Source organism: Ruminococcus turbiniformis (assembly GCF_020687545.1).
Lineage (GTDB): Bacteria > Bacillota > Clostridia > Lachnospirales > Lachnospiraceae > Mediterraneibacter > Mediterraneibacter turbiniformis.
The window spans coordinates 54,921-73,796 of record NZ_JAJEQX010000018.1 but is presented as its reverse complement, the minus strand read 5'-3'; the positions used below and the strand labels follow the sequence as shown (position 1 = coordinate 73,796).

Sequence of the window (18,876 nt, the reverse complement as noted above, 5' to 3'; positions counted from 1 at the left end):
AAACTGAAGTTAATTTTTTGTTGCCCAATTTCAAAAAAGTCGTTATAATAATCTTGTTTTAGCATAGTTCCATTATAACATGGAACGGAGAGCAAGATGGTTGTCGTTAGTCATCTTGCTCTTTTTTTAGGGGATAAATTTAGGAGCAGGTGTGACTCGTGCGAGTCACACCTGCTCCTGTTTAAGACTATCTATTTCCCGATAGCCCCGTTATGTGTGCTTTTTCAGAATCGAGCTGGTCATCTTCAGCGTCCGATCAATCTGTTCCTGTTCTTCCTTGCTTTTGCCTTCTTTTAAAATTTCCATAATCAGGGTAACTTCGTCAGGAGAAAAGCGGATTCCCTGCCGGTTTGCCCCGGTGATCAGCGCCAGCATAACAGGGACAAGATCTTTTCCGGACTTGCCGGATGTTCGTTCAGACGCTATCCGGATCAGCTCCAGTTTCTCCGGATCGATATTCTTCATTGCCGGATTGTTCATCCATTCGTTCATCAGAATCATCTCCTTTCGGAACATTTCCGCCGGACTGAGAAAACAGATCGCTGTACATACGGAACAGATCCTGCTGTTCCGGGGTAAGCATTCCCGCAAGGATGCCTGAGAGGTCTGCCGGGAATGCGCCGCTGCTGTCTTCGCTCCGGCCGGTTTTTCCGGTATTCTGCAGCATTTCCATGAGAGGCATCATTTCCCGCACTGTGATCAGCATATCCAGTATCGACTGCTGGCCGGGATTCAGATAGGGCCGCAGCCTGTTCAGGATGTCGGCAGGAGAGGAATATTGCTCATCCTCGAACATCTGGGCGCTGACGGCTCCGTGACCGGAGTGGAACAGAGAAACCGCTGTTTTCAGCTCGGTGAATTTGATATATGCAGCCATGACCCGGCGGCCGGAGGCGGGGAGAAAGGGGAGAAGCAGCTTGACCATCTGGAGCCCGGGCGTGGTGACGAGTTCGTCAAACGGTGTCATAGGTTCCGGATGTTCTCTGTCCATACCATTTACTCCTGCATACTGTTTTGTGACGGAGGCCTCAAAACGGGCGGCTGCATTCCCTGCTTCAAGCTTCTGGAAAATGAAAAAGCGCGCCGGCGGGGCGGGAACCGTCCTCATCTGATTATATGATCTGCATGGGAAAATTATGAACACAGAGAATCCCTTTATTTTTGGCAGACAGATGAATAAGTTCATAAAATAATAGGGAATCCTTATTATGGAAAAGAGAAAGGAAGGGACAGGTATGTCACGCAGATTGATTATTGACGGAAATGCGGTGTATGAGGTGGATGAAGAATGTATGCTCAGGAACCGCATCGATAAAAAAGGCAGGGAAAAACGTCCGGAGGATGGAGGCGCGGAGAAGAACCGGGCAGATGGAGAAAGGCACGGAACCTGCTCTACGAAGAACGTAGACTTCTGAGTATCGCCTTCACAAAAAGGAGGATGTGCGGGAAAACCGCACATCCTCCTTTGTTCAGAACAAAGAGCGCAATGTCAGAAATCAGCATCCGCAGCCGTTGTTTCCGAAACCGCCGCAGCAGCAGAGCAGAAGGATGATCCACAGGCAGCTGTCGTTTCCAAAGCCGTTTCCGAATCCGCTTCCATTGCCGCATCCGCCGCCGCAGCAGCAGAGCAGGAGAATGATCCACAGGCAGGAAGACATTCCGTTTCCGTTGTCGCATCCACATCCACAGTTCGTAGCAGTTAAATCACTCATGTTAAATCCTCCAGTTGATTTGTTGTTTACAGTTCTATAGTATGCAGGGGAGGAAAAAGTGTGCTCCAGGGACGAAAACGTGTTTCAGAGAATATTCTGATAAAAAAGGATAATTGCAGAACTGTGATATGAAACTGGTAAAACAGTCGGTAGGTTATTGGTGTGAAGATATAAGGGCAAGAAGATATATGGGGGAGGGCGTCTGCGCTGCAATTCTGGATACAGGGGTCTCTGTTCATCCGGATCTTGAGGGAAGGATTGCCGGGTTTAAGGATTTTACAGGAGGAGTGCAGCGGTGCCATGACGACAGCGGACACGGTACACATGTGGCTGGAATCCTGGCTGGAAACGGAAAACTGTCTGCGGGGGCCTACGCGGGAATGGCGCCCCGGGCCAGGCTGCTTGTGGGGAAGGTGCTGGACCATGAGGGAAACGGTAATGTGGACAATGTGCTGGAAGGAATTGACTGGGTTCTTTCGGAAAAGAACCGGCTGCATGTCCGGATTGTCAATATTTCGGTGGGTACACAGCCGGAGCTTGCTGAGGATCAGAAGAAGATCTTTCTGGAGGCAGTGGAGGAGCTCTGGGATCAGGGCATTGTAGTTGTCGTGTCGGCGGGAAACTACGGGCCGGGCCGCGGAACGGTTGCGGTGCCGGGAAGCAGCAGAAAGGTGATTACAGTGGGGGTGCCGGATACGGAGATCCCGTCGGTGTCAAAGAGAAAAAGACGGATCAACTACTCCGGCAGAGGACCTACAGGGGAGTGTGTGATCAAACCTGATATCTTTGCGCCGGGAACGGGAATAATGAGCTGCAATGCGCGGTACGGACGCTCCGGTGAGGCACCGTACACGATGAAAACAGGAACTTCCATGGCGACGCCGGTAGCTGCGGGAGCGGTGGCATGCCTCCTTTCCAAATTCCCGGATATGACGAATGTGGAGGTGAAACTGCGGCTCAGGGAATCCAGTGTGAAATGCCCCGGAACGGAGGCGGGATGGGGGCTTCTGAATGTGGAGCGGCTTCTGAAAGCGTAAAAAGGGAAAGGGTGTAAAGAAAAAATACTTGACACCCTTTCGCCTTTCGTGTATGATAGCAAAGGTGACTGAACAATGGATAAGATTTTAGAGCAGGCATTGCTGTATGATTTTTACGGGGAACTGCTCACTTCGCACCAGAAAGAGATTTACGAACAGTTTGTTCTCGAAGACCTTTCGCTCAGTGAGATCGCTGAGGATGCGGGAATCAGCCGACAGGGAGTTCATGATCTGGTCCGCCGCTGCCAGAAGGCGCTGGAGGGCTATGAGACGAAGCTCCACCTGGTGGAAAAGTTTCTCTCGGTAAAGGAGAAAGTGGGACAGATTGACGGAATACTGGACGAGTGGGAGCAGGACGGAAGAAACCCGGACGAGATCATCAGCCGGATCCGCAGGATATCGGACGCCATTATAGAAGAACTGTAGAGGAGTTTATCAATGGCATTTGACAGCTTAACAGAAAAACTTCAGAATGTGTTTAAAAACCTGCGAAGCAAGGGACGGCTTACGGAGGACGACGTAAAGGCGGCTCTGAAGGAAGTGCGCATGGCGCTTCTCGAGGCCGATGTCAACTTCAAGGTCGTGAAAAGTTTCATTAAAGATGTGCAGGAGAGGGCGATCGGCCAGGATGTCATGAACGGTCTCAATCCGGGACAGATGGTGATCAAAATCGTCAACGAGGAACTCGTCCGGCTGATGGGATCTGAGACGACGGAGATCAAGCTGCAGCCAGGAAGCGCCATGACAGTGATTATGATGGCGGGACTTCAGGGCGCGGGTAAGACGACCACCACTGCAAAGCTGGCGGGGAAATTCAAGTTAAAAGGAAAGAAACCGCTGCTTGTGGCGTGCGATGTATACCGGCCGGCCGCAATCAAACAGCTCCAGATAAACGGAGAAAAGCAGGGCGTGGAAGTGTTCTCCATGGGAGAAAAGAACAGGCCCGCGGACATTGCGAAGGCTGCCGTGCAGCATGCGGCGAAAAACGGAAACAACATTGTGATCCTTGATACGGCAGGACGGCTTCATATCGACGAGGATATGATGTCCGAGCTTCAGGAGATCAAGGAGACGGTAGAGGTTCACCAGACGATCCTCGTGGTGGACGCTATGACTGGACAGGATGCGGTGAATGTAGCCGGAACCTTCAATGAAAAGATCGGGATCGACGGTGTCATCGTCACCAAGCTGGACGGTGATACGAGAGGCGGTGCCGCGCTGTCGATCAAAGCGGTAACCGGACGGCCGATTCTCTACGTCGGTATGGGAGAGAAGCTTTCGGATCTGGAACAGTTCTATCCCGACAGAATGGCTTCCCGTATTCTCGGCATGGGCGATGTTCTTACCCTGATTGAAAAGGCAGGGGAAGAACTGGATGAAGGAAAGGCCAGAGAGATGGCCGATAAGATGAAGAAAGCCCAGTTTGACTTCGATGACTATCTCGAGAGCATGGAGCAGATGAAGAAGATGGGCGGTCTTTCAAGTATCATGAGCATGATGCCGGGACTTGGAGGAATGGGCGGCAAGGCAAAGATGCCGGATCTGGATTCCGAGGAAAACACAAAGAGAATGGCCCGAATGGAGGCGATGATCCATTCCATGACTCCGGAGGAGAGACGCAACCCGGATCTTTTGAATCCGTCGAGAAAACACCGCATCGCAAAGGGCGCGGGTGTGGATATCTCAGAAGTCAACCGTATGGTAAAACAGTTCAATGAGTCGAGGAAGATGATGAAGCGCCTTCCGGGACTGATGGGTGGAAAAGGTGGCAAGAAGGGCAGGTTCAAACTTCCCTTTTGACCATAGATAATCTCTGATAAAGAGAAGAAACAACAAAAAGAAAAATAAAACAGAGGTGAAAGAAATGGCAGTAAAAATCAGATTAAGAAGAATGGGACAGAAGAAGGCTCCTTTTTATAGAATCGTAGTAGCTGACTCCAGGTCCCCGAGAGACGGAAGATTCATCGAGGAGATCGGAACATACGATCCGAATCAGGACCCGAGCGTGTTCAAGGTAGACGAGGAAGCCGCTAAGAGATGGCTCAACAACGGTGCACAGCCTACAGAAGTTGTAGGAAAGATCTTCAAGGCAGCAGGTATCGAAAAATAAGACGTCTTCACGGAGGTGCGCGCAAAATGAAAGAGTTAGTTGAAGTGATTGCAAAAGCGCTGGTTGACCATCCTGAGGAGGTCTCCGTAAACGAGAAAAAGGAAGGCCGCACCACGGTGCTTGAACTCCATGTGGCGGACGGTGATATGGGCAAGGTAATCGGCAAACAGGGCCGTATTGCGAAAGCAATCCGTTCCGTTGTAAAAGCGGCAGCGGCGAAGGAAGACAAACGCGTTGTCGTAGATATTGTCTGAGCATTTGTATGAAACGGAATGCTGCGGCATTCTCTGAGGGAAAGGGGCGGCCTTCCAGGGGAAGGTCCTGCCCCTTTTCTGTTCTGTGAGACAGAGAGGAAAAAAGTATGGAACAGTTCTTTCAGGTGGGGGTAATCTCCTCCACACACGGAATCAGGGGCGAGGTCAAAGTGTTTCCCACAACTGACGATGCGTCCCGCTTTAAAAAACTGAAAAAAGTTCTCCTTGATACGGGACGCGAGCGAATGGAAATGGAGATCCAGTCCGTGCGCTTTTTCAAGCAGTTCGTGATCATAAAGTTTAAGGGGATTGACAATATAAACGATGTGGAAAAGTATAAGGGAAAGAGCCTTTTTGTACCCCGCGAAAATGCGGTCCGGCTGGAGAAGGACGAATACTACATCGCAGATCTGATCGGCATGGACGTTTTCACAGAGGAGGGGCATTTCGGGACTCTCAGGGATGTGATGGAAACGGGGGCCAACGAGGTGTACATTGTGGACTCGGACGAGCACGGTGAGGTGCTGATCCCGGCGATCCGGCAGTGTATTCTCGAAGTGAATGCAGAAGAGAACCGGATGAAGGTTCATCTTCTGGAAGGATTGATTTAAAACCCCAGAAGCTTCGGGGAGGAAGGCGGACGGCAATGAATTTTCATATACTGACTTTATTTCCGGAAATGGTATCAAACGGGCTGAACACGAGCATAATCGGGCGCGCGGTCAGCGCGGGGCTTCTCTCGATCGAGGCGGTGAATATCCGGGATTTCGCGTTTAACAAGCATCAGAGTGTAGATGACTATCCGTACGGAGGCGGAGCCGGGATGCTCATGCAGGCGGAGCCGGTATATCTGGCATATGAATCTGTGGCGGAGAAGATCCGGCAGAGGACGGCTGCGGCAGAGGAAACGTCTGATGCGGCAGGCGAAGCGGCTGCTTTATCGGAGGAAATGGCTGATGCGGCAGGTGAAGCGGCTGCTTTATCGGAGGAAATGGCTGATGCGGCGAAGGAGGAAAAAAGCGGGAAAAAACCACGGGTTGTGTACCTTTCTCCACAGGGCAGTGTGTTTGACCAGAAGATGGCGGAAGAGCTTGCTCAGGAGGAGGATCTGATTCTTCTGTGCGGGCATTATGAAGGAATCGACGAGCGTGTTCTGGAAGAGATCGTGACGGACTATGTATCTATCGGAGATTATGTGCTTACCGGAGGAGAACTGCCTGCCATGGTGATGGTGGACGCCATATCCCGGCTTGTTCCCGGCGTGCTTCACAACGATGTGTCCGCAGAGTTTGAATCGTTCCAGGACAATCTTCTGGAATACCCGCAGTACTCCCGGCCGGAAGAGTGGCATGGAAAGAAAGTTCCGCCGGTGCTTCTGTCCGGACATCACGCCAATATCGAGAAGTGGCGCAGAGAGCAGTCGATTTTGAGGACTTACGAGAGAAGGCCGGATCTGCTTGAGAAAGCGGAGCTGACCGGGAAAGAGCGGAAGTGGCTGGAAGAGACGACACAGATGAAATGATGAAAATCAGTGCAGATGAAATAATGAAAAACAGGGCTTGAAAAACCTGTAGAAATATGGTAAACTACAACAGTTGTGAAAAGAAGAGCGATGGTCCTCTGGCACAGAATGGTGTTAAGAACGTCAAATATTAAGGAGGTCACACAAAATGAACGAGATCATCAAGAAGATCGAAGCAGAGCAGTTAAAAGAGAACGCACCGGTATTCAACGTTGGAGATACGGTAAGAGTTCACGCAAAGATCAAAGAGGGTAACCGTGAAAGAATCCAGGTGTTTGAAGGAACAGTCCTGAAAAGACAGGGCGGCGGCGCAAGAGAGACTTTCACAGTAAGAAAGACATCCAACGGAATCGGCGTTGAGAAGACATGGCCGGTACACTCTCCGCATGTTGAAAAGGTAGAGGTTGTGCGCAGAGGTAAAGTGAGACGTGCAAAACTGAACTACTTAAGAAAACGTGTCGGAAAAGCTGCAAAGGTAAAAGAATTAGTAAAATAGCAACAATGAGAGGGACAATTACAGATCTGTATATTGTCCCTTTTTTGTACTGGCGGCGCTCGTGAGTCCGGGTTTCACCGAGACCCTGGCGACCGCTTATAATTCCGGAATGTGTCCCTGGCACTTCCGGCGATTGTTTATACCACCTGATCTGGAGGAATTATGCAGGATTTGAATTTCCGTAAAAAACGCAGGAAAAAAGGTGTGAGAACGACAAAAAACACAGTGAAAAGCACAGGCAGGCGGCCGTGGAGATCGTCCCGCGGGGGACTCCGGTTTGAAAAGAAGGGACAAAAACTGCATTTTGAGCAGGAGCGGCCGCGCAGAAGGCCGGGAAGTTTGAAGAGTATTGGCCTGTGGGCTGTTGAGATTCTGATCGTGTGCATGACGGCTGTGCTCCTTGTGGCTGCATTCGGGCAGCGGGTAAGCGTGGCAGGAGATTCCATGAACCCGGCGCTGGAGAACGGAGATGTCGTTCTTGTCAACCATTTTATCTACAATGTGAAAAAGCCGGCGAGAGGGGATATTGTCGCATTCCGGCAGAACGAAGGAGAGCACTATTCTGTGAAGCGGATTGTAGGGTTGCCCGGGGAGACGGTTCAGATTGCGGATGGAAAGATTCTTATTGACGGAGAAGAGCTTACCGGGGAGACATATTTGTCGAATATCGATTACGCCGGGCTGGCAGAAGAACCGGTGGAACTCGGGGAGGATGAATATTTTGTAATGGGGGACAACCATGCGTCCAGCGACGACAGCAGGCTCCCGAGTATCGGAAATATCAGTCTTGACGATATTTTCGGAGAAGTATGGTTTATTGTAAGCCCGGGGGAGAACCGGGGACTGGTATAAGGAGGACAACGATGCATTTTCAGTGGTATCCGGGACATATGACAAAAGCCCGGAGGATGATGCAGGAAAATATAAAGCTGATCGATCTGATTATTGAACTTGTGGATGCAAGAGTACCGCTTGCCAGCAGAAATCCGGATATTGACGAGCTTGGCAAAAACAAGGCGAGACTGATTCTGCTGAACAAGGCGGATCTGGCGGAGGATGCGCTCAATGACAGATGGATCGAGTATTTTCGGAAGAAAGGATATTTCGCGGTCAAAGTCAATTCAAGAAAAGGCGGCGGGATCAAGTCGGTTCAGCCGGTGATTCAGGAGGCGTGCCGTGAAAAGACGGAAAGAGACCGGAAAAGGGGAATTCTGAACCGCCCGGTGCGCGCTATGGTCGTAGGGATTCCAAATGTGGGAAAGTCTACGTTTATCAATTCCCTGGCAGGAAAAGCATGCGCAAAGACCGGAAACAAACCGGGTGTGACGAAGGGAAAACAGTGGATCAGACTGAACAAAAACGTGGAGCTTCTGGACACGCCGGGAATTCTCTGGCCTAAGTTTGAAGACCAGTCTGTCGGACTGAAGCTTGCCTTTATCGGTTCCATCAAAGACGAAATACTCCAGACGGAGGAGCTCGCGGCGGAGCTTATAAAAGTGCTGGACCGTGATTATCCGGGAGTGCTTGAGAAACAGTATGAGATTTCACACACAGAAGATCCGTACGAGTGTCTCAGAAACATTGCGCAGAACAGACACTGCCTGGTGCGGGGAAATGAGCTGGATTCTGAAAAGGCCGCGGCAATTCTGCTCGATGAGTTCCGGGGAGGAAGACTGGGAAGAATTACGCTTGAACGGCCCCCGATCGAGGCGCAGGCGGGAAGAGAAGGGGAAGAGGAATGAAAAGCATTGTAAAGGAGCTTTTGAGCTGGCTTGTATTTATTGCAGCTGTTGTTGCGGCGTCCTATCTTGTCGTGACTTATGTCGGACAGAGGACAGAGGTGAGCGGCTCTTCCATGGAGACAACACTCTCAGACGGAGACCAGCTGATTGTTGACAAAATATCCTACAGATTCCGGGAGCCGAGCCGGTATGACATTGTTGTGTTTCCTTACCGGTATGAGGAAAATACCTACTATATTAAAAGGATTATAGGGCTTCCGGGAGAGACGGTACAGATTGTAAACGGAATGGTTTACATAAACGGTACTCCCCTGAACGAGCATTACGGCAATGAGGTGATGGAAGACCCCGGGCTTGCCCGCGATCCGATTACATTGGGAGACGACGAATATTTTGTCCTGGGAGACAACCGGAACAACAGTCAGGACAGCCGTGCTGCCAATGTGGGTGTGATTCACAGGGATGAGCTGCTGGGAAGGGCCTGGGTCAGAATATGGCCGTTCAGTGAGTTTGGAGTGATTAAACATGAATAAAAGCATTGCACAGATCAGGGAAGAGTTTGCCGCAGCAGAACCGTCGGAGTGGGCAGGACTGTATGAAATCTATGCCGATGACGCGCGCGCGGGGGTGAAAAACCTGATCCGTTCATACAGGAAGAAAGAAGAGGCGCTTCAGAAAGAACGGGAGCGCCTTGCTCTTATGCGGATTTATGAAAATAAATACGGGGAATACGAACTGATCTGCGGGATCGATGAGGCGGGCAGGGGACCGCTCGCGGGTCCGGTTGTGGCCGGGGCGGTGATACTCCCGAAAGACTGTGAGATATTATATTTGAATGATTCGAAAAAGCTGACTGCGGCGAAGCGGGAGGAGCTTTACGACGAGATTATGGAAAAGGCGATTGCCACGGGAATCGGCATGGCGAGTCCGGCGCGGATTGACGAGATCAATATCCTTCAGGCAACCTACGAGGCGATGCGGGAGGCGGTTTCAAAACTTTCATCCGTTCCGGATCTTCTTTTAAACGATGCGGTGACCATTCCGGATATGATTATTCCTCAGGTGCCGATTATCAAAGGCGATGCGAAGAGTGTGTCCATTGCCGCTGCAAGCATTCTTGCAAAAGTTACGAGGGACAGGCTTATGGTGCAGTATGATGAGATTCTGCCCGGGTACGGATTCGCCAGACATAAGGGATACGGGTCAAAAGAGCATATCGACGCAATACGGAAACTGGGGCCGACGCCCATACACAGACAGAGTTTCATCAAAAACTTTCTTGCATGAGTATTAGACCCCTGCGGGTTCATATGATATAATCACAGAAAATGCAGGATAAGGCGGGAAGATGTGGTGTCCTTCCGGAAGCAGGCTGGTGTTTACGGCAGATGACGGGAAAAAGAGGCGGCAAAAAGAAAAACACAAGACAGACGGGCACGGATTATGAGCGCGAGGCAGGGCGGTATCTCGAGCAGCTCGGCTGTGAGATACTGGTTTACAATTACCGGTGCAGAGCCGGTGAAATTGACATTGTGGCAAAAGACGGGGATACGATTGTGTTCTGCGAGGTGAAATACCGCTCTGACCGGAGAAAGGGCAGTCCCCTGGATGCGGTGGACGTAAGAAAGCAGAGGACGATTTACCGGTGCGCTATGTTTTATCTGATGGAACACCGTCTGCATGAAGTTCCGTGCAGGTTTGATGTGATCGGGATCGAGGGAACAGCGGTGACACATATTAAGGATGCGTTCACAGGATGAGCATCAGTGAGCAGCAGAGAGGAAAAAAGGATGAGTCTTGGACTGAAATACAAAAACGGGAACCATATATTTGATGAAGCAGGCGGGAAAACTCCGTTTCTGGAGTATCCGCTTTTTAAGGAAACCGGGCTTGTGCGCCACGGGTTTTCCACCCGGCTGGGCGGAGTGAGCGAAGGGTGTTTTGCATCGCTTAATTTGAGTTTCGACCGGGGCGACCGGCCGGAGGCAGTCATGGAGAATTTCCGCAGGATCGGGGAAGCGATCGGCGTGCGCTGTGAGGATATGGTGCTTTCCCGCCAGACTCATACGACAAATGTGCGCGTTGTGACGGAAATGGACCGGGGAAAAGGGATTGTGCGGGAGCGCGATTACACAGATGTGGACGGAATGGTGACGAACGTTCCGGGGATCTGCCTTGTGACATCTTATGCGGACTGCGTGCCCCTTTATTTTGTCGATCCGGTGAAAAAGGCGATCGGGCTGAGTCACTCCGGATGGCGGGGGACAGTCGGGAAAATCGGAAAGGAGACAGTCCGTGTGATGCGGGAACAGTACGGCTCCGATCCCGGGGACATTCTGGCAGCGATAGGGCCGTCTGTGTGCGTGGACTGCTACGAGGTGAGCGGGGATGTGATTGAAAAGTTCAGGGCGGCTTTTGATGAAAAATTCTGGCCGGAACTTTTTTACCGCAAAGAAAACGGAAAGTATCAGCTTGATCTCTGGAGAGCGAATGAGCTGGTTTTTGCAGAAGCGGGAATCCGGACGGAACACATGGCGGTCACGAATGTGTGTACGCACTGTAACAGCAGGATTCTGTATTCTCACCGCACAGCGGGAGACAGGCGTGGAAATCTGTGCGCTTTCCTGGCACTGAAGTAACAGGAAGAGCAGGAGGCAGCTTGCGAAAGGAGAAGAGAAAATATGATTATAAAAGCGGCAACACTGATGTTTTCGGGAGCAGTACTGGCAAATGTACCGGATGCGGCGGATGAGTCCGTGAATGACATGATTGATACGGCGGCAAGCGCCACAGCGGATGCGGCTCAGGATGCGGCTCAGGACGTGAACCGGCTTCTGCAGTTTCTGGAGGACAGCATTCCGGCACTTATCTCGTTTGGAATAAAGGTTGTTCTTGCACTGATCGTTTTCTTTATTGGGGGAAAAGTGATCACGTGGCTCAGAAAAATAGTGCGCCGCTCGCTGGAGAGAGCAGTTGTGGACGCAGGTGCTGTGCAGTTTATTGATTCGGTGCTCAAATTTGGCCTGTACGCACTGCTGATCATTATGATTGCTATGAATTTCGGCGTGGAGTCTTCGTCCGTTGCGGCATTGCTTGCATCAGCCGGTGTCGCGATCGGTCTGGCGGTGCAGGGCAGCCTTTCAAACTTTGCGGGAGGTGTCCTGATTCTTGTTCTCAAGCCTTTTGAAGTGGGTGACTATATCATTGTGACCCAGGAAGGGATCGAGGGAACGGTAAAGGAAATCCAGGTTTTCTATACGAAACTTGCGACAGTGGACAATCAGAGGGTTGTTGTCCCGAACAGTATTCTGACGGAAAACAGCCTGACAAATGTTACAGCGAGGCCTGAGAGACAGTTGGATCTTAAAATCGGCATTTCCTATGATTCTGATCTGAAAAAGGCGAAGGAAATTATCGAGGGAATGCTGGCAGTGGATTCTACGATCAAACAGGATGAAGATGTCCGTGTATTTGTCGATTCTCTCGGTGAAAGCGCTGTGGTGATCGGGCTGCGGGCGTGGGTGGCGACGGAAGATTACTGGAGTACGAGGTGGCGTCTGCTTGAGCAGATTAAGGTGACCTTTGATGAGGAGGGAATCGAAATTCCGTACAACCAGCTTACGGTGCATTTGAAAGGAGAGGGAGAAGGGAGGAAGAATGAGGAAGCAATGCGTTAATGAGAAAAAACCGAGCTATGAAAGTATTGTGAAAGAGTGGCAGAATAGAAAAATAGAAGATATGGAGGATCTTGAAATTGCATTATCCAATTTCAGAATCCTCTTTGCCTATAATTCAAACAGGATTGAGAATCCGGCTACAACGTATCATGATACACGTGAAATTTTTGAAAATGGAAGATTACAGAATTATACAGGAGATCTGAGAACGGTTTTTGAACTGCAGAATCAAAAAGAAAGTATGCAGTTTATTATGAAAAAAATTGTTGAGCGTCATCCGCTTGATGAAGGGCTGGTCAAGGAAATACACAAAAGACTTATGAAAGGCTGCTATGATCAGACGAGGTATGATAAAGGGGAAAGACCGGGATCTTATAAACTCCATGATTATGTTGTGGGAGATGAAGTGGGGGTCTCTTCGGAAGATGTATCGGAAGAGATCGAAGAATTGTGCAATGAGGTGAACTCTTATCAGGGAAAAGATATTCTGACTGCGGCAGCTTTTTTTTATCTCAGCTTTGAATCGATTCATCCATTTGCAGACGGTAATGGCAGAGTCGGCAGAACTCTTTTGAACTATTATCTGATGGTTCATGGATATCCGCCGACGATTATTTATGACGAGGACAAAAGGGATTATTATATGGCACTGGCGATTTTTGATAAAACAGGGAAAATTGATGGATTCATTGCCTTTCTGAAAGAACAGACAGTAAAAACATGGACAAGGAAAACAAATCGGCCCAGCCTGCGTGACATACAGGAATAGTAGTAGTTTATGAGTGTATGACTTTTTGATAATCCTATGCTGTAAAAAAAGAGGCGTAAATCCGCTGTTTCCGCGGATTTACGCCTCTTTTTCTGACAAGCCGGAAATCAGACTTGAACTGACGACCCCTTCATTACGAGTGAAGTGCTCTACCGACTGAGCTATTCCGGCATCTGATCGTTTCCATTGACGACCTTGACTATTATATCGCTTTTTATTAAATATTTCAACTGTTTTTTTGACTATTTAAAAAAAAGATACGCAACGTTCCTGAAAAAGTACCGAATCATTGCAAACAGCGGACTTTACTTTCTTATAAGCCGATAGTATAATATCGCCTATGGGATTAATTAGGATTGGCAAAAAGAGAGGAGGAATACAGCATGAAACCGACAGAAGAGACGAAAAAACTGTTTCAGAACGACCGTTTTGCCACAGACAACGGGGCTGTGATTGAGGAAGTGGATGACCATTATGCAAAATGTAGTTTAAAGATTGAAGACCGGCATAAAAATGCCATGGGAGCGGTTATGGGCGGTGTATACTTTACACTTGCGGACTTTGCCCTTGCAGTGGCGAGCAACTGGCAGGGGATGGGAAGCGTCTCGCTGAATTCCGAGATTACCTATCTGACTCCGGCAAAGGGAGAAGTGCTGACCGCCGAGGCTGTCTGTGTCAAGAACGGCAGGACGACAAGCTATTACCGCATTGATGTGAAGGATGATCTGGGTAATCTGACGGCCGCTGTTACCGCTACGGCGTTTCGGGTTGCGAAATGAGCAGAAGCGCTGATACGGATGCAGAGACGGAAGCGTGGCTGCGGCAGTGAAAACGCCGGATATGTAAAATTTTCTAAAGGAGCAGGAAATTGATATGGAGAAAGCAAAAGTATATTTTACGGATATGAGGGTACATCCGGGGACAAATCTTCCCGAGAAGCTGAAAAAACTGATAAAAAGAGCGGGAATCGGGGAGATTGATTTTGAGAAAAAGATGACCGCAATCAAGATTCATTTCGGTGAACCGGGCAATCTTTCTTTCCTTCGGCCAAACTATGCGAAGGCCGTTGCGGATGTTGTGAAAGAATTCGGAGGACGTCCGTTCCTCACAGACTGCAATACACTCTATGTGGGACGCAGAAAGGACGCTCTGGAGCATTTGAGTGCAGCGTACGAAAACGGATTTAATATTCTGTCTACCGGATGCCACATTATCATTGGTGATGGGCTGAAAGGCACGGATGACGTCAGCGTTCCCGTGAAGGGCGGCACACTCGTAAAAGAGGCGAAGATCGGGCGGGCTGTTATGGATGCGGACGTGTTTATCAGCCTGAGCCATTTCAAGGGACATGAGATGGCTGGATTCGGAGGCTGCTTTAAAAATATCGGAATGGGCTGCGGCAGCCGTGCCGGGAAGATGGAACAGCACAACAGCGGCAAGCCGTCTGTGGATCCGGACCTCTGTGTCGGGTGCCGGATCTGTGCGAAGAACTGTGCGCACGGAGCAATCTCGTTCACTGAGAAAAAAGCCGTGATTGACCACAGCAAATGTGTGGGCTGCGGACGCTGTCTGGGAGCATGCAACCAGGATGCGGTATATAACGAAAACTCATCGGCCGTACAGGAGCTGAACATCAAAATGGCGGAATACACAAAGGCTGTACTGGACGGAAGACCATCGTTTCACATTAATCTTGTGATCGATGTTTCTCCGTACTGTGACTGCCATGCAGAGAATGATGTGCCGATCATTCCAGATGTGGGAATGTTCGCAAGTTTTGATCCGGTGGCGCTTGATCAGGCGTGTGTGGATGCATGCAACGCGCAGCAGCCGTTAAAGGGAAGTATGCTGGATGACAACATGCATGCGGAAGGTTTCTGCGATCACCACGATCACTTTGTGAATACAACGCCTGAGAGTGAGTGGGAGACCTGTCTTTCCCATGCAGTGGAGCTGGGGCTTGGAACGAGGGAGTACGAGCTTATTGAGGTGAAATAGTATACTGATATAACAGCATCTGAGGATGCGTGCCGGTGCCGGAAAACGCGCCGGAGCGAATGAGGGCCTGTGAACGGAAAAGACATTCACGAGATGCTGGATAGAAAGTAAAAAAGGAAAAAAGAAACAAAAAAGGAAGAGAGGAAATAAAAAAGTGAAAAGAGAAAAGTTCGGATCCAGGCTCGGCTTCATCCTGATCTCTGCGGGATGCGCGATCGGACTTGGAAACGTATGGCGATTCCCGTACATCACGGGACAATACGGAGGGGCGGCATTTGTTATCATTTATCTGTGCTGTCTTGTCCTTCTAGGATTCCCCATCATGGTGATGGAGTTCTCCGTGGGCCGCGCCGCAGGATGTGGTATTGCGCGTGCATTTGACAGGCTGGAACCGGCCGGAACGAAATGGCACTGGTACAAATGGTTCGGGATCGCAGGAAACTATCTCCTTATGATGTTCTATACGACAATCGGGGGATGGCTGCTTATCTATCTGTTCAAAATGGCATCGGGAAGTTTTTCCGGAATGAATGCGGAGCGGATTGAAGGGGAGTTCAGCAGTCTGATGGGACAGCCTGTTCTTATGACTGTGTTCATGATTCTGGTCGTTGTGCTCTGTTTTGCGATTGTAAGTATGGGACTTCAGAAAGGTGTGGAAGGAATTACAAAGGGCATGATGGTTCTGCTCTTTATCCTTCTGATTGTCCTTGCAGTTCGTTCGATCATGCTCCCGGGAGCAGGAGAAGGACTTAAGTTTTATCTGCTTCCGGATTTCGGGAAAATGAAAGAAGCGGGCATTATGGAAGTGATTTCTGCCGCTATGGGTCAGTCGTTCTTCACGCTGAGTCTCGGAATCGGAGCAATGGCGATTTTTGGAAGCTATATTGATAAGAAGAGAAGACTGGCTGGGGAAGTTGTGTGCATTACTATACTTGACACAAGCGTGGCGCTGATCTCCGGACTTATTATCTTCCCGGCAAGCTTTGCCTTCGGCGTAAATCCGGACAGCGGTCCGAACCTGATTTTTATTACACTGCCGAATATTTTCAATTCCATGGCAGGCGGAAGATTCTGGGGCGCAATCTTTTTCCTGTGTATGTTCTTTGCATCAGCGTCAACGATTATTGCGGTGTTTGAGAACATTATTGCGTTCGCGATGGATCTGACCGGATGCTCAAGAAAAAAGGCAGTGGCAGTCAACCTTGTGGCGATTATTATTCTCTCCATACCGTGTGTGCTCGGCTACAATGTGCTGAGCGGGTTCGCACCTCTGGGAGAAGGCACGGCAATTCTTGATCTGGAAGATTTTATCGTAAGCAATAACCTGCTTCCGCTCGGAAGTCTCGTGTATGTACTCTTCTGTACGACACGCTACGGCTGGGGCTGGAAAAACTTCCTCGCTGAAGCAAACACCGGAGAAGGATTAAAATTCCCGAAGTGGGTAAGATTCTACGCGACATTCATTGTACCGCTCATCGTAATCTTCCTCTTCATCCAGGGATACTGGAGCAAATTTGCAGGCTAGACTTAAGCCATGCGCAAGAAAAGAAGAGTTCCCTCATCGTGCTTGCACGAATGAGGGGGCTCTTCTTTTCTTGCATAGGGCGCAGCCTGTGAAAAAGCTGATTAGAGTGACGAAAAACGTAGAAGGCGTCAGGTATACAAACTTCTTGGAAATACTCCTGACAGTGTCATTGTATATGGATCGTATGCAAGGGTGGATAATCTGCCTTACTATCGCAGTGTAAAAGAAGAGGGGTAAGAATCAGTGCATGATGTCAATAAAGATATAGATTTCTTTATTGCCTCTGCAGACGAAGCAAAAACACAGCTTCAGGCGGTTGAGTATATGCTTCAACTGATAAAAGAATTTTTTAAATACCCTCAGACAAATTCAGCTTTAGAACTGTCGGAGGGTATGCTTTTTCAAATTTCAAAATCGTTTTTGATACAATTTCTCCACCGCTCCGATCACCGCATACAGTCCCATCGCCATGATGCACAGCAGCACAATCGACATAATAAGCCAATCCATCTTAAACACCTGACTGGAATAGATGATCAGATATCCGAGCCCGCTTCTCGCTGCCAGAAACTCTCCAATCACAACGCCCACAAGACACAGGCCGATGTTCACTTTCATACTGCTGATGATCACCGGTATGCAGGAGGGAAGGACGACTTTAAAGAGCGCATGCCTTCTGCTGCCGTGGAGCGTGTATATGAGTTTGATTTTCTCCCGGTCAACGGTGATAAAACTGGTGTACAGATTCATAATGCTTCCGAACACGGCCACAGACATGCCGGCCACGATGATCGTGACGGGAGTCGCCCCGAGCCACACGATGAGAAGCGGCGCGAGAGCTGATTTCGGCAGGCTGTTCAAAACGACGAGATAGGGTTCCAGAATCTCTGAGACAATCCGGCTGCACCAGAGAAGTACTGCTATGAGGATGCTGCTGAAAGTTACGAGAAGAAAACTGGCGATCGTCTCGTAAAGGGTGACACCGATGTGAAGAAAGATCGAACGGTCTGTCACCATCTCCCAAAAGCAGAGCGCGATTCTGGACGGACTGCTGAAGATAAAGGAGTCAATCACGCCGGCATTCGCGCACAGCTCCCAGAGAAGCAGGAAGAGAATCAGTACGGTGATGCGGGCGGTCCGGACTGCAAGGCGGTGCTGCCGCATTTTTTTCAAAAACAGCGCCTGGCCGTCAGTTGATTTGTTCATCTCGATTCAGCTCCTTCCATATTTCATTGAAATAATTTTTAAATTCCGGAGCGCTTCTGCGGCGCAGAGGCGTGTCATATTCCGCGGAAAACGCAACGGGGATGATCTTCGCCACGGAGGCGGGCCTCTTTGTCAGGACAATCACCCGGTCTGCCAGGCTGACCGCTTCTGAGAGATCGTGGGTGACGAGAAGCGCGGTTTTCCCGCTGCGGCGTATAATCTGGCCGATATCGTCGCTTACAGTCAGGCGCGTCTGGTAGTCAAGGGCGGAGAAGGGTTCATCCAGAAGCAGAAGATCCGGATTGAGGATCAGAGTCCGGATCAGCGCTGCCCGCTGTCTCATACCGCCGGAGAGTTCGGACGGCCGGGAATTGCGGAAACGCTCCAGCCCGTACTGCCTGAGAAGCTCATCCGCCCTCAGGCGGATCTCAGGCGTGATATGCCCGTTGATCTCTGAGCCGAGCAGTACGTTGCGGTATACGGTCCGCCATTCAAAGAGATGGTCGTGCTGGAGCATATAGCCGATTCTGGAAGAGTTTTCCGTCAGCGGTTCTCCGTTTAGCGTCATCGTGCCGCTTTCCGGCTGCATCAGGCCGTCGATGAGCGAGAGCAGAGTGGATTTTCCGCATCCCGAAGGGCCGACTACGGCGGCGAACTCCCCCTGGGAGAGGGAGAAAGAAATATTGGACAGGGCCTTTGTCTCCCCGTCCGGTGTATGATAGGAATAATTAATATGATTTAATTCAAGTATTGGAGTCATGGCATCACATCCGTCTGTACCTTATATCTATAGTTAGTGTATGAAAAAACGCTGTTTCCGTGAGGGAA

The 18,876-nt window shown here is 49.9% G+C and carries 25 protein-coding genes and 1 tRNA gene; 20 read left to right on the top strand and 6 right to left on the bottom strand.

The window, feature by feature from the left end; genetic code table 11:
* Positions 1-210: 210 nt before the first annotated feature.
* Positions 211-492 (bottom strand): hypothetical protein, encoded by a 282-nt coding sequence (locus LKD70_RS10920; RefSeq protein ID WP_227708055.1) that lies wholly within the window; start codon positions 490-492, stop codon positions 211-213.
* On the bottom strand, positions 416-991 hold the full coding sequence (locus tag LKD70_RS10915) for a hypothetical protein (RefSeq protein WP_227708054.1): 576 nt from the start codon (positions 989-991) through the stop codon (positions 416-418). The genes LKD70_RS10920 and LKD70_RS10915 overlap by 77 nt, the downstream gene beginning before the upstream one ends.
* 217 nt (positions 992-1,208) lie before the next feature.
* Here LKD70_RS10915 and LKD70_RS10910 point away from each other — a divergent pair, with 217 nt between their 5' ends.
* On the top strand, positions 1,209-1,415 hold the full coding sequence (locus LKD70_RS10910; RefSeq protein ID WP_407690960.1) for a hypothetical protein: 207 nt from the start codon (positions 1,209-1,211) through the stop codon (positions 1,413-1,415).
* Positions 1,416-1,496: 81 nt separating this feature from the next.
* Here the strand turns inward: LKD70_RS10910 and LKD70_RS10905 are convergent, their stop codons facing one another.
* Positions 1,497-1,712, bottom strand: coding sequence for a chorion class high-cysteine HCB protein 13 (locus LKD70_RS10905; protein WP_227708053.1), 216 nt, complete (start codon positions 1,710-1,712; stop codon positions 1,497-1,499).
* A 128-nt stretch (positions 1,713-1,840) separates the two neighbouring features.
* Here LKD70_RS10905 and LKD70_RS10900 point away from each other — a divergent pair, with 128 nt between their 5' ends.
* The 16 genes from LKD70_RS10900 (at position 1,841) to LKD70_RS10825 (ending at position 13,319) form a co-directional block, all read left to right on the top strand.
* Entirely contained in the window at positions 1,841-2,749 is a 909-nt protein-coding gene (locus LKD70_RS10900; RefSeq protein ID WP_227708052.1) for a S8 family peptidase, read from the top strand.
* Between the two features lie 75 nt (positions 2,750-2,824).
* A complete protein-coding gene (ylxM, locus tag LKD70_RS10895) occupies positions 2,825-3,175 on the top strand; it encodes a YlxM family DNA-binding protein (protein ID WP_227708051.1) in 351 nt (116 codons plus the stop codon).
* A 12-nt stretch (positions 3,176-3,187) separates the two neighbouring features.
* Positions 3,188-4,549: a signal recognition particle protein gene (ffh, locus tag LKD70_RS10890; protein WP_227708050.1), complete on the top strand. Its 1,362-nt coding sequence runs from the start codon at positions 3,188-3,190 to the stop codon at positions 4,547-4,549.
* A 64-nt stretch (positions 4,550-4,613) separates the two neighbouring features.
* Complete coding sequence (gene rpsP / locus LKD70_RS10885) at positions 4,614-4,859, top strand: 30S ribosomal protein S16 (RefSeq protein WP_087162972.1); 246 nt, start codon at positions 4,614-4,616, stop codon at positions 4,857-4,859.
* 26 nt (positions 4,860-4,885) lie between these two features.
* Positions 4,886-5,113, top strand: coding sequence for a KH domain-containing protein (locus LKD70_RS10880; RefSeq protein WP_227708049.1), 228 nt, complete (start codon positions 4,886-4,888; stop codon positions 5,111-5,113).
* Between the two features lie 107 nt (positions 5,114-5,220).
* Positions 5,221-5,724, top strand: a complete 504-nt coding sequence (rimM, locus tag LKD70_RS10875) for a ribosome maturation factor RimM (RefSeq protein WP_227708048.1) — start codon at positions 5,221-5,223, stop codon at positions 5,722-5,724.
* Positions 5,725-5,759: 35 nt separating this feature from the next.
* Positions 5,760-6,635, top strand: coding sequence for a tRNA (guanosine(37)-N1)-methyltransferase TrmD (gene trmD / locus LKD70_RS10870; RefSeq protein ID WP_227708047.1), 876 nt, complete (start codon positions 5,760-5,762; stop codon positions 6,633-6,635).
* A gap of 148 nt (positions 6,636-6,783) precedes the next feature.
* Positions 6,784-7,131, top strand: a complete 348-nt coding sequence (gene rplS / locus LKD70_RS10865) for a 50S ribosomal protein L19 (protein ID WP_227708046.1) — start codon at positions 6,784-6,786, stop codon at positions 7,129-7,131.
* Between the two features lie 204 nt (positions 7,132-7,335).
* On the top strand, positions 7,336-7,983 hold the full coding sequence (lepB, locus tag LKD70_RS10860) for a signal peptidase I (protein WP_227708045.1): 648 nt from the start codon (positions 7,336-7,338) through the stop codon (positions 7,981-7,983).
* 11 nt (positions 7,984-7,994) lie between these two features.
* The gene (ylqF, locus tag LKD70_RS10855) at positions 7,995-8,873 is read left to right on the top strand and encodes a ribosome biogenesis GTPase YlqF (RefSeq protein ID WP_227708044.1); all 879 of its coding nucleotides are present in this window, start codon (positions 7,995-7,997) and stop codon (positions 8,871-8,873) included.
* On the top strand, positions 8,870-9,406 hold the full coding sequence (lepB, locus tag LKD70_RS10850; RefSeq protein ID WP_227708043.1) for a signal peptidase I: 537 nt from the start codon (positions 8,870-8,872) through the stop codon (positions 9,404-9,406). The genes ylqF and lepB (LKD70_RS10850) overlap by 4 nt, the downstream gene beginning before the upstream one ends.
* Positions 9,399-10,160 (top strand): ribonuclease HII, encoded by a 762-nt coding sequence (locus LKD70_RS10845; protein ID WP_227708042.1) that lies wholly within the window; start codon positions 9,399-9,401, stop codon positions 10,158-10,160. The genes lepB (LKD70_RS10850) and LKD70_RS10845 overlap by 8 nt, the downstream gene beginning before the upstream one ends.
* 101 nt (positions 10,161-10,261) lie before the next feature.
* On the top strand, positions 10,262-10,633 hold the full coding sequence (locus LKD70_RS10840; RefSeq protein ID WP_227708041.1) for a YraN family protein: 372 nt from the start codon (positions 10,262-10,264) through the stop codon (positions 10,631-10,633).
* A gap of 6 nt (positions 10,634-10,639) precedes the next feature.
* Entirely contained in the window at positions 10,640-11,512 is an 873-nt protein-coding gene (gene pgeF, locus LKD70_RS10835; protein ID WP_407690959.1) for a peptidoglycan editing factor PgeF, read from the top strand.
* Between the two features lie 42 nt (positions 11,513-11,554).
* The gene (locus LKD70_RS10830) at positions 11,555-12,550 is read left to right on the top strand and encodes a mechanosensitive ion channel family protein (RefSeq protein WP_407690958.1); all 996 of its coding nucleotides are present in this window, start codon (positions 11,555-11,557) and stop codon (positions 12,548-12,550) included.
* Entirely contained in the window at positions 12,531-13,319 is a 789-nt protein-coding gene (locus LKD70_RS10825) for a Fic family protein (RefSeq protein ID WP_227708040.1), read from the top strand. Before LKD70_RS10830 ends, LKD70_RS10825 begins: the two co-directional genes overlap by 20 nt.
* 98 nt (positions 13,320-13,417) lie before the next feature.
* Here LKD70_RS10825 and LKD70_RS10820 read toward each other — a convergent pair.
* Positions 13,418-13,490, bottom strand: a tRNA-Thr gene (locus LKD70_RS10820).
* 212 nt (positions 13,491-13,702) lie between these two features.
* Between LKD70_RS10820 and LKD70_RS10815 the strand changes: the two genes are divergently transcribed.
* From LKD70_RS10815 to LKD70_RS10805, 3 genes are all read left to right on the top strand, one after another.
* Entirely contained in the window at positions 13,703-14,098 is a 396-nt protein-coding gene (locus LKD70_RS10815; RefSeq protein ID WP_227708039.1) for a PaaI family thioesterase, read from the top strand.
* 94 nt (positions 14,099-14,192) lie between these two features.
* Positions 14,193-15,317 (top strand): DUF362 domain-containing protein, encoded by a 1,125-nt coding sequence (locus LKD70_RS10810; protein WP_227708038.1) that lies wholly within the window; start codon positions 14,193-14,195, stop codon positions 15,315-15,317.
* A gap of 154 nt (positions 15,318-15,471) precedes the next feature.
* A complete protein-coding gene (locus tag LKD70_RS10805; protein WP_227708037.1) occupies positions 15,472-16,842 on the top strand; it encodes a sodium-dependent transporter in 1,371 nt (456 codons plus the stop codon).
* 408 nt (positions 16,843-17,250) lie between these two features.
* On the opposite strand, the gene LKD70_RS10800 is transcribed toward LKD70_RS10805, so the two are convergent.
* The gene (locus tag LKD70_RS10800; RefSeq protein WP_227708036.1) at positions 17,251-18,048 is read right to left on the bottom strand and encodes an ABC transporter permease; all 798 of its coding nucleotides are present in this window, start codon (positions 18,046-18,048) and stop codon (positions 17,251-17,253) included.
* Complete coding sequence (locus LKD70_RS10795; RefSeq protein ID WP_227708035.1) at positions 18,032-18,808, bottom strand: ABC transporter ATP-binding protein; 777 nt, start codon at positions 18,806-18,808, stop codon at positions 18,032-18,034. The genes LKD70_RS10800 and LKD70_RS10795 overlap by 17 nt, the downstream gene beginning before the upstream one ends.
* Between the last annotated feature and the right edge of the window lie 68 nt (positions 18,809-18,876).